This is a genomic window from Haloactinospora alba, from assembly GCF_006717075.1.
Taxonomy (GTDB): Bacteria; Actinomycetota; Actinomycetes; order Streptosporangiales; family Streptosporangiaceae; genus Haloactinospora; species Haloactinospora alba.
In genome coordinates, this window is record NZ_VFQC01000003.1 from 247,492 (window position 1) to 260,645 (window position 13,154).

Consider the following 13,154-nt stretch of genomic DNA (forward strand, 5'->3'; position numbering starts at 1 on the left):
GAGGAAATTTTTGTAAAGATATATCCAACGATATATTTTTTTGTTTTTTTGATCTCTATAATAATTTCCGCTTTCTTGGGATATCTTTTTTTAAGAAAAAGGTGAATTCGTCTCAGCGTAGCGGTATCACCCAAGGAAGCGGTGACAACGCCGCCACCCAGACCCTGACCAACACCGCCCTGGGCATCTCCAGCATCGAACAGGACGACGGGGACCGCACCCGGTATGTGCGTGATCCGGACGGGCGGATGCTGGGCATGATCACCGGCGGCCAGCGCTACAACGCCGCCACCGACGCCCAGAACTCCACCCTCGCCCTGGCCGAGGACGGAACCGACTCAAGCGATCCGGACGTGGCCTACGACTACACCCCCTACGGCCAAACCGAAGCGACCACGGCCGGCAGCGGGGGTGCGGTGGCCGGGTCGAACCCGTTCACCTATATCGGGTCCTATGAGTTCGACAACGGCGACAAGGCGATGGGGCATCGCTACATGTCGCACTTCACCGAGCGCTTCACCCAGCAGGACCCCTCCTGGCAAGAAAACAACCAATACACCTACGCAGGATGTGATCCGGTAAACAACAGCGACCCCAGAGGGCTGGACTATCTCTCAGATGTAGCCAGGTATGGCACAGGTTTTGGCATGACTGCCGCCGCCGGCGGATGCGTCGTGGGGGGAGTCGCGGGGGCATACACCGGAATGCCCGGAATCGTAGCCGGGGGAGCAGGGCCTGTACTCGGAGGAGCTATCGGATGCGGGATCGGATTCGGAATCGGATGGACAGGAGGGGTTGTTGCAGGGGTGGGATACGCAGCCTATAAGAATATCTTCTAGGTGCCAAAAATATAGCCTCTCCAGACAAATAAACTGAATGCAAATCTGACCGTTTTACTTCACCAAAAAGGCGCCCATTAATGCAAATGACTCTAATGTTGATTGCATTTGCGTTCTCTTTGGCTATGCTTGTAAGTGTATACCGAAACCGGAGATTTTCTAAAATCGAAGCGTCTTTGGTTATTCTCTGCGCCTTCTTCGCGATTGCTTCGTTTGTCAGTAGTAATTTCTGAAGCATAGCGACAAAGGCTCTTCCGAAGCCGCCAAGGAAACCGAATCTTTCATCCAAACACGACTCCTCACAGTAAGAAGACGACCTCTACGTCTGCACCCAATTCGACCCCATCAACAACACCGACCCAACAGGACTCAATGCCTCCTGTGTATGGGGAGTTACAACCTTCGTTGGTGGGGATGGCGTCGTACTCATACGGAGCCTACGGTGTTGCCGCCATCGCCGGAGGTGTTGCCACAGGGGGTATTGCTATGCCAGCAATCATGCTAGGAGTCACAGTCGTAGGAATCGGCGGGTCCATTCATGGAATGATGTCATGCTGACTTGAATGGCGCGGATCGCGGGCAGTCAGCAAGTCGTGCCGGCTGCCCGCTAGTAAGTGGAGAAAATGTTCGCCTTTACCTCATTCGTCTTGGTCGTTTATTCGTTCCTGGGGATGCTGCGAACGCGTCACCTGTCCAAGAAGGGGAGGACGATTGTCAGGATCGAATTTAGTGCGTGGCTGGGGGGTGGAACTGTCCTTCTTTTTGTCTGGATTTGCATACTTTGGATTTCCTTTCATTAGAAATACAGGGAAGGATGATGCGGGTCTAAGTCGTCGATGATTTCGAGAATGAGATCCGATGTCGACGGCTAGGAGGTGTCAGATTCTGGTGGCGGGGTCGTGGCGTCTGTTGCGAGGACACCGCAAGTGCAAGAATAGTTCATATATGGGATTCGGAGTAATCTCGCCTCTGCATATGGAGCACTATCAAGCATGGAAAAGCCATTGACCTACTCGAGGAAAGTTCCCTTCAGCGGAAGCCGCGACGATGTCCTTGAAAGAGTGATGGTGGAGCTGAAAAAAGTTGGTTGGAGAAATTTTACTACAAAAGGGAGGGTCCTCAGGGCTGAACATGGATCGCCGTTCATGTTCCGTCTATTCGGGGTCTTGTTGGGCGGAAAAAGATTCATACCAGCAAATCTGTCGGTGTGGGACTGTGGTGATGAAAAAACCATGTACATTCACTATGAAGTCAATCCTGGGAAGTATGAGTACAAGTATTTTCCCGAGTTTGGGACTCGCACTGTCAGGGAACATATGGAACAGGCAGCCGATAGAATCTGGACAGCAGGTAGCCAGCCATCTTGAGAGAAAACCTCAAAAGGTTCCGCTGTGCCTACTTTGGCATGCGCATCCGATTCGTTCACCACTCTTTCGTCAGTCCGCTTGCTTGTACAAATTCTCTCATTCAGCGAAACAGCTACACACAAAATACCTAGCCGTGGAGCGATAAATATTAATGCCACATAAAAGTTTTTAGCAGGATATTCCTTAGGGTATCTTCGCTTTCCGTCGCAACTTTAATTCCAACAACAAGGATTTATAAATGAGGAAATTTTTGTAAAAATATATCCAACGACATATTTTTTAATTTTTGATATCCATAATGATTTCCGCTTTCTTGGGATATCTTTTTTTAAGAAAAGAGTGAATTCGTCTCAACGTAGCGGTATCACCCAAGGATCCGGCGACAACCAGACCGAACACACCCTGACCAACACCGCCCTGGGCATCTCCAGCATCGAACAGGACGACGGCGACCGCACCCGGTATGTGCGCGACCCTGAGGGCCGCATGCTCGGCATGATCACCGGCGGCCAGCGCTACAACGCCGCCACCGACGCCCAGAACTCCACCCTCGCCCTGGCCGAGGACGGAACCGAGTCAACCGATCCGGACGTGGCCTACGACTACACCCCCTACGGCCAAACCGAAGCGACCACGGCCGGCAGCGGGGGTGCGGTGGCCGGGTCGAACCCGTTCACCTACACCGGCGCCTACGAACTCGACAACGGCGACAAAGCCCTCGGCCACCGCTACCTCTCCCAACGCACCCACCGCTTCACCCAACAAGACCCCTCCTGGCAAGAAAACAACCTCTACACCTACGCCGAATGCGACCCCATCAACAAGAGCGACCCCAGCGGACTGTGGGTTGGATGCGCAGTAAATGTCACTGGATTTTTCGTATCGGCTATCGGATACGCGGGCGCTGCATGGCCTTTGGCAATTGCCATCGGAACGGGAGGCGCAGTCGCCATGCCAGCATTTCTATTCGGCGCCGCTGTCATCGGAGTGGGAGTAGGGGTTTATGGGATAGCAACTGCTTGTTAGATACATATATAATCTACATAAAAAGCTTTCCAAAAAAGAGGAAATCATGACAGCCGGAATAGTAGCAATTGCATTAGGAGGTTTTGCTATGGCCGGATCCTGGAGGATCTGCATCCTGGCTCGCCAAAACCATAAGCCCGATAATGCAGAGACGATCGCTTGGATAGCCTTGGGAACTACCCTTCTTGTTGTTTCCGCTCTTGCATTGTTCCTTATAGAAACGTAAAGAGCGGACAGTTATCACCGAACGCTGCACCCAGCAGGGCAGACCCCCTCCTGTCAGGAAGACAACCTGTACGGCTACGCCGAATGCGACCCCATCAACAACAGCGACCCGAGTGGGCTGATCTCTAACTGCACGAACGCGTCAGTGGGACTTGGAGTTGGCGTTCTGTACGGAGGTGGAGCAATCCTGGGCGTAGCCGCCGCTATAGGAACGGGAGGTTTAGCAGTAGCTGCGGCAGGATTTTTTACGCGGGTGCGACTGCAAACGCGGGCTGGCAGGCGTTTCAAGTCGGATACTATTGCTAAAAGGGAATGAATCAGCGTTCACCAACTTCTCCGCAGGCCAAACATGAAAAAACGACCAACAAGAATCACATGGTGGGTTATCGCCTGCTCTGTGTTCGCCCTGGGAGTCACGTCAACATACAATCTAATATTCTCAAACCAGATCGTGGGAATAATCGGAATGACAGGAACAATCGGAGGAATTATTTTGCTCATCGAAATAAGAGATAAAGATCGCGTCTAGCTAGAATAAAGAATTGCACTCAGGGGGATTTAAAATTCTGAAACACCAAAGCCCCCGTTTAGCAGGAGCGCCCATCCTGTCACCTACACCGGCGCCTACACCTCCAACAACGACGACAAAGCCCTCGGCCACCGCTACATGTCCCACTATGTTTCACCCAACAAGACCCCTCCTGGCAGGAAGACAACCTGTACACCTACGCCGCCGGCGATCCGATAAACAATATGGATCCAAGTGGTCTCTATTCGTACAATAACTTTACGAACGATATTGGCGTTATCGGAAGTTCTACTGGTGCTGGGACCGGACTGGGGGCAACAGTCGGCTGCACAGTCGGTCTTGCAGGGGTTGTAACTGTCGGCGCTGGTTGCGGAGTAGGTTCCGGAATAGGAGCCTCTTTTGGATTCGCTGTGGGAGTCGGAGCGGTTCTGGGCCATCGTTTCGGGTAGAGAAAGGTATCTGATTGGGCAATACACTGATCTATGCGGAAACAAAAATTTGGAAAATTTTTTCGCGAACAGTCGTTGTGGTAGGGGTTGTTTTCGCCGGAGTCGCAGCGACGGGTGAGATGTGGTGGACCTCTTTCGCTTTCCTTGCTCCTTTAGTTCCGGTGTTGTCCATAGAGGTCACCCATCGCGCAAGAGGCGGAGAAAGAAAGCAAGCGAGAGAGTTAAGCGAGGGCGAGCGACACACTCTCAAAAAAATCGTTATCATTGTCGCATTGCTTTCCGTGCTTGGGCTCGCGATCGGTTTTATAATCGGAGGCCAATTATCCTGATCCTATAGCGATTGCCTACTGGATTGAACCTTGATCCTATCCAAGGTAATAAATAACGAGCGGTAACAAACAAGCATCCGAAAGAGCAATGGACTATCCGGATAAAAACTTATTCAAGCTTCCTTGAGATGGCGATCTGACAGTTTTACAAGTATCCTTTACTCCTCCCAATTTACCCAACAAGATCCCTCACGCCAAGAAAACAACAAATACACCTACGCAGAATGCGCCCCCATCAACAACATGGACCCGAGTGGGTTGGTTAATGTGAACGGGCTGTGCTTCGCGGCGACCGTCATTGGAGCCGAGATCAGTATTTTCCTCGCTCTCGGTTCGTGGATGGGAGGTCCCGTGGGCGCAGGCGTTGCGCTCGCATGGGCAATAGGTCTAGGGGCGGTGGCAATCGGATGTGGTATAGCGACGGGAGGGTTCGGATACCTTAGGTGAGTCCCGACTGGATATATATAGAGGCCTCCATTGGATTCCTTGCCTTATGTGCTGCTCTTGGTTTCTGCGATTATAATTGTAATTCGCCAGGTGCCAAGAATCTGTGACAAAGAAGTCCCAAAATACTTTGATGTTGCCATCGTCGTTTTTCTGGTGGCAATTTTCCTGTTCATCACTATCGTATTCTGGGGTATCCTTGACTGATACTCGGTCGGCAGGACCAGGGTGAGGACTACTGAGATGGCCTACGACTACACCCCTACGGCCAAACCGAAGCGACCACGGCCGGCGGCGGGGGTGCGGTGGCCGGGGCGCCCCCGTTCACCTATATCGGATCCTATGAGCTCGACAACGGCGACAAAGCCCTCGGCCACCGCTACCTCTCCCAACGCACCCACCGCTTCACCCAACAAGACCCCTCCTGGCAGGAAGACAATCTCTACACCTATGCCGAATGCGACCCCATCAACAAGATGGACCGAAACGGACTTTCTGCTTGCGGGTGGGCGATCGGTGACTTTATTACCGGATACATTTCTTACCACTTTTCCGTCTATGGTGTAGCCGCGCTTTTGGCTGGTACAGTCGCTGTAGCCGCAGCTCCTATCGCAATCGCTGCTGTATCTACTGGTATTGCCATATACGGCATGGGTCGCGGAATCGCAGGAATGTATCATAGTTGCTAGTTTAGAACGCGGGGCGGAAACCCAGTTCCGCCCCGCGTCGGTCTTGAAATAAAAACACAAGGTGCTTTATTGGCAATAATGGGCATTACCTCAAACATCTTATTGACTTTCTCTTTGGCCTTTTTCTTGCTGCACTTCAAAAGATCTTCCCCTCATCGTTCTTGGTACCTTCATGGATGCATAATACTTCTTTTTATATCAGCGAGTTTCGCGTTAATCGAATACTTCATCTAATAATTTCGAGGTGCAATTAGGGCCTTCGTCACGTGGTTCGGCCGAAAGGACCTCGATGCGCTGCAGTATCAGCCTGGGCAAGCATCGAACAGGACGACGGGGGCCGCACCCACTACGTGCGCGACCCTGAGGGCCGCATGCTGGGCATGATCACCGGCGGGCAGCGCTACAACGCCGCCACCGACGCCCAGAACTCCACCCTCGCCCTGGCCGAGGACGGAACCGAGTCAAGCGATCCGGACGTGGCCTACGACTACACCCCCTACGGCCAAACCGAAGCGACCACGGCCGGCAGCGGCGACCAAGCGGCCCAGACCAATCCCTTCACCTACACCGGCGCCTACGAACTCGACAACGGCGACAAAGCCCTCGGCCACCGCTACCTCTCCCAACGCACCCACCGCTTCACCCAACAGGACCCCTCCTGGCAAGAAAACAACCTCTACACCTACGCCGCCTGCGATCCCATCAACAAATGCGACCCGAGTGGGCTGGTGGCATTGGGCGTAGGTGATCTTTGTACATTAGGTGGATTGGGCTTCACCGGAGCGGGTTTTCTGCTTTGGGCGATCGGAGTATCAGGCCCACTAGCAGCTGGGGTCATAATTCTCGGTGTCGCCTGGGAAGTAATGTGTTTTGGTTACTGGATAGCACAAAAAGAAGAAGCCGCACGAAAAATGTAAAAAACCAAAAGGGGATGTGTGAGCAGTCGCGTTTTGGGAAATAAAGGTTCATGGAGAATATAATACTACCCACCGCATTGGCATCAATGGTGGCGACACTCATTTTTTCAAGCTATTTCCAATAGAAAACAATAGAAAAAAGTGGGCAGTAATTCCTATTGGGGTAATGATGACAGTTTGTACTGTGGTTCTTTTTCTTCTCTCGTGGAGAACCTACTAGGTGTATGAGGGCTGGAGGTTGGTGACACCTGTGTGTAGGCGCGAGGTCGGGGCAGGCCGCCGACGTTGTGGGGGCGATGGTAGTTGTCGTGGATGTTCCATGTCGTCAGAGCTGCTGCGCGTTCGTCCTCGCTGTCGTAGGGCCGGGCGTAGAGGACCTCGTCGGCCATGGTCCGCTGGTAGCGCTCGACTTTGCCGTTGTGCTGGGGTTTGAACGGTTTCGTTCGACGGTGCTTGGTGTCTCGGCCGACGGTGTGGGAGAAGACGGCTGAGCGGTAGCAGGCCCCGTTGTCGGTGACCACCCGGTGGATGTGCGTGATGCCGTGGGCGGCGAAGAAGACTACCCGGGCGAGGAAGGTGGCCGCGGTGGCGTCCTTCTCGTCGTCCAGCGCCTCGGTGTAGGCCAGGCGGGAGAACCCGTCCACGGCGGAGTGCAGGTAGGCGTAGCCGCCCGGGCCCCGGTGTTCTTGGCGCGCTGTGCGGTGCGGGCGGCCTCGGAGCCGCGGCCGTGCACGCGCCAGCCCCCGCCGGTGGGGATGCGGCCGACCTTCGTCACGTCCAGATGGATCATGTGGCCCGGCCAGCGTGCGGTGATGCGGCCCGGGGCGCGGTTGGTGTCGCCGGTGGGGTCGATGAAGCGGCGCCGGGCGAGTCCGAGAGGGGCCAGGTGGCGGGTGACGGTGCGCCGGTTGAGCACGATGCCGCAGGCGGTCGGCTCAGCGGTGATGCGGGCCGCGGGCCATGTGTGCTCGCGCCGCCAGGCCTCGCCCGAGTCGGCCCGCGGGCTGCGGTGCGGGACCGGAGAGCGCTCCTGCAAGCCGGTCTCACCGTAGCGGCGGTGGCGGTTGACCCATGTGGAGGCACACGCCCGCGAGATGCCCATCTCCGCGGCCACGTGGGCGATCGGGCGGCTGCGGCAGCGCTGAGCGAGGCGGCGGCATCCCTCGACGGACAGCGGCGCATTACGGTGGGACACGAGAGCAGGCCCTTTCGGCGGCTCGATGAGTCAGGTCGCACTTCTCATCATCGCCACCAGGGCCTGCTCTCCTCATGTCACCCCCGCCTCAGCGTCAACAACCTCCCACCCCGCAACACCCGACTACCAGGTGTCCGCACTTCAGGGGAACCCCCCGTTTTCCGGTTACATCCGGTTGGTCACTGTACGTAGCGGAAATCCTGTAGCCGGTTCCGCGATCACAGCGGGAGAACCGGGATAGGGCAACGGGGCCGTGGCAGGGGAGGGGATTCCCGTCCGTCGCGCATGACACCTGCTCCCGCCGGGCCCAGGGCCGCCAGCGGGAGTGCGCGCCGCTACTCCTCCCCAACCGGGGCGGAACGTTGTTCCTCCTGGTGGCTGCGCCGGGGGCGCCAGCCGGGGGCGCGGTTGCTGGCGTTGATCCTGCGGCGGATGTGTTCGGTGATACGGCCGCCGGCCAGCTCGTGCGCCAGCGCGCAGGCGCGGGCGATGCCGGCGGCGTGCGTGGACCCGTGCGCCGTCACCACGCCCCCGTTCAGACCGAGCAGCACCCCGCCGCCGTAGCTCTCGCTGTCGAACCGGGACCGCAGCTCGCGCAGGGGCTTGCGCTGCAGTACCGCCCCGGCCTTGGCGAGGGTGCTGGAGGTGAGGCTGTCGCGCACCGCGTCGAACACGAACCGCGCGGTTCCCTCCACCGTCTTCAGGGCGACGTTGCCGGTGAACCCGTCGGTGACCACCACGTCCACCGCCCCGGTGAGGAGGTCGTGGCCCTCGATGTTGCCCTGGAAGTCCAGTTTGGGCGGCCCGGCGGGTGTGCCGGCGATCAGCTCGGTGGCCTTGCGGGTGAGCTTGTTGCCCTTGCCCGGCTCGGAGCCGATCGTGAGCATGCCGACCCGGGGCTCGGCCACACCGTGGGCGACGTGCGCGTAGGCCGCGCCCATGTGGGCGAACTGCACCAGCATCTCCGGTTTGACGTCGGCGTTGGCGCCGGCGTCGACCAGTACCGTCGGTCTCGGCTGGGTGGGCAGGGTGACCGCCAGCGCGGGCCGCATGACCCCGGCCTGGGTGCGCAGCCGCACGGTGGAGGTGGCCACCACACCGCCGGTGGAACCGGCCGAAACGAGCGCCGAGGCATCCCCCCGCCGGATCAGTTTGCAGGCCACGGCGACGCTGGAGCGGGGGCGGCGCCAGCTCGCGAGCGCCCCCTCGTGCATGGCCAGCGTCTCCTCGGCGTGCACGACCGGGACCTCTCCGGCGCCACCCTGTTCGGTCAGCAGCGTCGTGATCTCGGGCCGCCGGCCGACCAGCACCGGCCGCAGCCCGTGCTCCCGCACGGCCAGCAGTGCCCCGCTGACGATCTCCTCCGGCGCGTGGTCCCCGCCCATGGCGTCGAGCGCGATCGGCGGGGCGTCAACGGCCGGCCGGTTACTCGGCAGCGGAACGCTCAACTGTGGGTCCTTACTCGCGTCACGGGGCCGGAGGCGGGGACGGTTCCACGCCCGGCCGCCGGGGCGAGCCCTCCGCCTGCTTCCGTACGGCGTGGGAAACCTCCCCGCGCGGGGCATGCACGGGTCCCGGATGTGGGTACATACCGCACGCGGTCGGAAAAATCCGCCCGTTGACCTGGTGTGTGGCCACCGGACCGGGCCCGGTACCTCAGCATAGTCGCCGTTGTTGCCGGTATGCCCTCGCGTGTCCGCACACCGGAACTGGTGTTTCGGGAGCGCCGGGGTTCTCCCCGGGCAGACGATCCCGCCTGTTCCCAGGAAAGGAGACGCGTGAGCTTGACGCACGACGCGCCACTGTCCCCTTCGGCCGGACGCCGGTTCCGTGCCTACACCACCAAGCACCTGGACGAGTTGACGGCCCGGGCGGGGCTCGACGCCGATGAGCGGCTCGCCGTCCGGGCGGTGGCCCAGGTGCTGCCGTTCCGGGTGAACAGTTACGTCCTCGACGAGTTGATCGACTGGGACGCCGCCCCCGATGACCCGATCTACCGGTTGACGTTCCCACAGCCGGACATGCTCCCCCACGACGATGTGTCCCGTATCGCCGACCTGCTGCGCGCCGACGCGCCGCGCAGCGAGCTGACCCGCGCCGCCAACGAGATCCGCGCGAAGCTCAACCCCCACCCGGCGGGCCAGATGGAACTCAACGTTCCCCGCCTCAACGACGAGGACCCGCTGCAGGGGGTGCAGCACAAGTACCCGGAGACGGTGCTGTTCTTCCCCAAACAGGGCCAGACGTGCCACGCCTACTGCACCTACTGCTTCCGGTGGGCCCAGTTCGTCGGGGAACCCGACCTGAAGTTCGCCGCCAGCGAGACCAGCCACCTCGTGTCCTACCTGCGCCAGCACCCGGAAGTCACCAGCGTCCTGTTCACCGGCGGAGACCCGATGATCATGGGTGAGGGGGTGCTGTCGCGCTACATCGAACCGCTGCTGGAGGTGGAGACGCTGGAGTCCATCCGCATCGGCACCAAGGCGTTGTCCTACTGGCCCCAACGGTTCACCACCGACCCGGACGCCGACGAGACACTGCGCCTGTTCGAGCGGGTCGTGGAGTCCGGGAAGAACCTGGCGTTCATGGCCCACTTCTCCCACCCCAACGAGATGGCGCCCGACCTGGTGCGGCAGGCGGTGCGGCGCATCCGCGAGACGGGGGCGGTGATCCGCACCCAGGCGCCGCTGATCCGCACCATCAACGACGACGCCGCGACGTGGGCGGACATGTGGCGCGACCACGTGCGGCACGGCATGGTTCCCTACTACATGTTCGTCGAACGCGACACCGGCCCGCAGGACTACTTCGCGGTACCGCTGGCCCGGGCCTACGGGATATTCCGGGACGCCTACGCGCGGGTGTCCGGGCTGGCGCGCACGGTACGCGGTCCCTCCATGTCGGCCACACCAGGCAAGGTGTGCGTCGACGGCGTGACCGAGGTGGCCGGCGAGAAGGTGTTCGTGCTGCACTTCATCCAGGCGCGCGACCCGGAGCTGGTGGGCAGGCCATTCTTCGCCCGCTACGACGAGCGGGCGGCGTGGCTGTTCGACCTGGAACCGGCGCTGGGCGCGACCCACTTCCCCTACGAGGAGGCGCCACCGAGTGACGCGTCCGCGTTGGCGGAGCCGGCGGAGGTGTAACGGCGGGTGCCGGCCGGCCCCGGAGGAAGGCGGCGACCGCGACAGGGGCGGGAGCCGTTCCGGGGCCGGCCGTTTCCGGTTGAGGGGGCGTTATGGCGGTAGCCAGGGGTCCGGGCTCGTACCGGCGCGGGCTGACGGTCGGGGTCGACGTCGGCGGGAGCAAGATCGCCGCCGGGGTGGTGACACCGGCGGGGCGTGTGGTGGAGCGGCGCCGGACCCGCACGCCGGAACGCAGCACCCGCCCCGCCGTCGTCGAGGACGCGATCGTCGGTCTCGTCACCGAGCTGGCGGCCGCGCACCCGGTCAACGCCGTCGGCGTCGGTGCGGCGGGGTTCGTGGACGAGTGGCGCTCCACCGTCCTGTTCGCCCCGCACCTGGCGTGGCGGGGGGAGGGGCTGCGTGCCGCGCTGCGGGAGCGGCTGGGGCTGCCCGTGGTGGTGGAGAACGACGCCAACGCCTCGGCGTGGGCGGAGATGTGCGTGGGGGCCGGGCGCGGTGTGGGCGACGCCGTGGTGGTGAACCTCGGCACCGGGATCGGTGGCGCGGTCGTCGCGGGCGGGGCGCTGTACCGGGGGCGCTACGGGATCGCGGGCGAGTTCGGGCACATGACGGTCGTCGCGGGCGGCTACCGGTGCGAGTGCGGCAACCGGGGGTGCTGGGAGCAGTACGCCAGCGGTAACGCGGTGACGCGGGAGGCCCGCGGGCTGGTGCGGTCCGGGTCGCCGTTGGCCCACCGGTTGAGCGCGGCGGTGGGCGGGGACGCCTCGCTGGTCACCGGCCCGCTGGTGAGTGAGCTCGCGGCCGACGGCGACCAGGCGTGTGCGGAGCTGCTGGAGGAGGCGGGCGGTTGGCTCGGCGCGGGGCTGGCGAACCTCGCGGCGGCGTTCGACCCGGAACTGTTCGTCGTCGGCGGCGGGGTCTCGGAGGCGGGCGAGGTGCTGCTGGGCTCGGCGCGTTCGGCGTTCCGGCGCAACCTGACCGGGCGCGGCCACCGCCCCCTGGCGGGGGTGGTCGCCGCCGAGCTGGGCAACGAGGCGGGTGTGGTGGGCGCGGCCGATCTCGCCCGGGACGCGCTTCCCCGCCGGCGCCAGGGGCGGCGCCGGAGCCGTCTGGTTCCTCCGGTGGTGCGGATGCGCCGTGGTGCGGGAGAGTCCCCCGGGGTTACTGACAATTAACCGAACCCCGTTCTAGTCGGGAGGCCCGGAAAACTGTAGAGTTCGTCCCATGGAGCTGAATGGAGTTGCCGCCCTCGTCACCGGGGGCGCGAGCGGACTGGGCGAGGCCACCGTCAAGGAACTGGCCTCCGCCGGAGCGACCACGGTCATCGCCGACCTGAACGCCGAGCTCGGCGAGGCCCTGGCGAAGGAGGTCGGTGGTGTCTTCGTCACCACCGACGTGTCCGACGAGAACCAGGTGCAGGCCGCCGTGCAGGCCGCCGTGGACACCGGGAAACCGCTGCGTGTGGCGGTCTCCTGCGCCGGGATCGGCTGGGCCACCCGCACCGTGAACAAGGAGGGTACGCCGCACGACCTGGAGAGCTACAAGAAGGTCATCGAGGTCAACCTGATCGGCACGTTCAACACCGTGCGCCTGGCCGGGGCCGCCATGTCCAAGACGGAGCCGGTCGGTGAGGACGGCGAACGGGGCGCGATCGTCAACACCGCCTCCCTGGCCGGGATCGAGGGCCAGATCGGCCAGATCGCCTACTCGTCCTCCAAGGGCGGCATCATCGGCATGACCGTGCCCGCCGCGCGTGACCTCGCCGCCGCCGGCATCCGGGTGAACACCATCGCCCCCGGCATCCTGGACACCCCCATCTACGGGGACGGCCCGGGATCCGAGGAGTTCAAGCAGAAGCTCGCCGCCCCCGTCCCGTTCCCGAAACGGCTGGGGACGCCCGGCGAGTTCGGCCACCTGGCGCGTACGCTGCTGGAGAACAGTTACCTCAACGCCGAGGTCGTCCGGATCGACGGCGGCCTGCGGATGCAGCCCAAATAGGAGG

9 protein-coding genes and 2 pseudogenes are annotated in these 13,154 nt (G+C 61.3%); 9 read left to right on the forward strand and 2 right to left on the reverse strand.

Translation table 11 applies throughout. The features are described 5' to 3' along the window. The first annotated feature begins 101 nt into the window (after positions 1 to 101). The 6 genes and pseudogenes from FHX37_RS21630 (at position 102) to FHX37_RS21655 (ending at position 6,814) form a co-directional block, all read left to right on the forward strand. Positions 102 to 839, forward strand: a complete 738-nt coding sequence (locus FHX37_RS21630; protein ID WP_141926128.1) for an RHS repeat-associated core domain-containing protein — start codon at positions 102 to 104, stop codon at positions 837 to 839. A 992-nt stretch (positions 840 to 1,831) separates the two neighbouring features. Next, complete coding sequence (locus FHX37_RS21635; protein ID WP_141926129.1) at positions 1,832 to 2,206, forward strand: hypothetical protein; 375 nt, start codon at positions 1,832 to 1,834, stop codon at positions 2,204 to 2,206. Positions 2,207 to 2,545: 339 nt separating this feature from the next. Then, positions 2,546 to 3,232, forward strand: coding sequence for an RHS repeat-associated core domain-containing protein (locus FHX37_RS21640; RefSeq protein ID WP_141926130.1), 687 nt, complete (start codon positions 2,546 to 2,548; stop codon positions 3,230 to 3,232). Between the two features lie 1,217 nt (positions 3,233 to 4,449). After that, positions 4,450 to 4,764: a hypothetical protein gene (locus tag FHX37_RS21645; RefSeq protein ID WP_141926131.1), complete on the forward strand. Its 315-nt coding sequence runs from the start codon at positions 4,450 to 4,452 to the stop codon at positions 4,762 to 4,764. 713 nt (positions 4,765 to 5,477) lie between these two features. Beyond that, positions 5,478 to 5,897 (forward strand): annotated as a pseudogene (locus FHX37_RS21650) (RHS repeat-associated core domain-containing protein); the annotation flags it as partial. Between the two features lie 350 nt (positions 5,898 to 6,247). After that, complete coding sequence (locus FHX37_RS21655; RefSeq protein ID WP_170181676.1) at positions 6,248 to 6,814, forward strand: RHS repeat-associated core domain-containing protein; 567 nt, start codon at positions 6,248 to 6,250, stop codon at positions 6,812 to 6,814. 216 nt (positions 6,815 to 7,030) lie between these two features. Here FHX37_RS21655 and FHX37_RS21660 read toward each other — a convergent pair. Then, positions 7,031 to 8,009 (reverse strand): annotated as a pseudogene (locus FHX37_RS21660) (IS481 family transposase). A 335-nt stretch (positions 8,010 to 8,344) separates the two neighbouring features. Further along, entirely contained in the window at positions 8,345 to 9,457 is a 1,113-nt protein-coding gene (gene plsX, locus FHX37_RS21665) for a phosphate acyltransferase PlsX (protein WP_281288335.1), read from the reverse strand. Positions 9,458 to 9,787: 330 nt separating this feature from the next. Here plsX and FHX37_RS21670 point away from each other — a divergent pair, with 330 nt between their 5' ends. From FHX37_RS21670 to FHX37_RS21680, 3 genes are all read left to right on the forward strand, one after another. Further along, positions 9,788 to 11,152, forward strand: coding sequence for a KamA family radical SAM protein (locus FHX37_RS21670; RefSeq protein ID WP_246062491.1), 1,365 nt, complete (start codon positions 9,788 to 9,790; stop codon positions 11,150 to 11,152). Positions 11,153 to 11,244: 92 nt separating this feature from the next. After that, positions 11,245 to 12,327, forward strand: a complete 1,083-nt coding sequence (locus FHX37_RS21675; protein WP_141926135.1) for an ROK family glucokinase — start codon at positions 11,245 to 11,247, stop codon at positions 12,325 to 12,327. Positions 12,328 to 12,376: 49 nt separating this feature from the next. Beyond that, entirely contained in the window at positions 12,377 to 13,150 is a 774-nt protein-coding gene (locus FHX37_RS21680) for an SDR family NAD(P)-dependent oxidoreductase (RefSeq protein ID WP_141926136.1), read from the forward strand. Positions 13,151 to 13,154 lie beyond the last annotated feature (4 nt).

Coding starts and splice junctions, on each gene's coding strand:
- FHX37_RS21680 (WP_141926136.1), top strand. CDS start 12,377: ATGGAGCTGAATGGAGTTGCCGCCCTCGTCACCGGGGGCGCGAGCGGA.
- FHX37_RS21635 (WP_141926129.1), top strand. CDS start 1,832: ATGGAAAAGCCATTGACCTACTCGAGGAAAGTTCCCTTCAGCGGAAGC.
- FHX37_RS21675 (WP_141926135.1), top strand. CDS start 11,245: ATGGCGGTAGCCAGGGGTCCGGGCTCGTACCGGCGCGGGCTGACGGTC.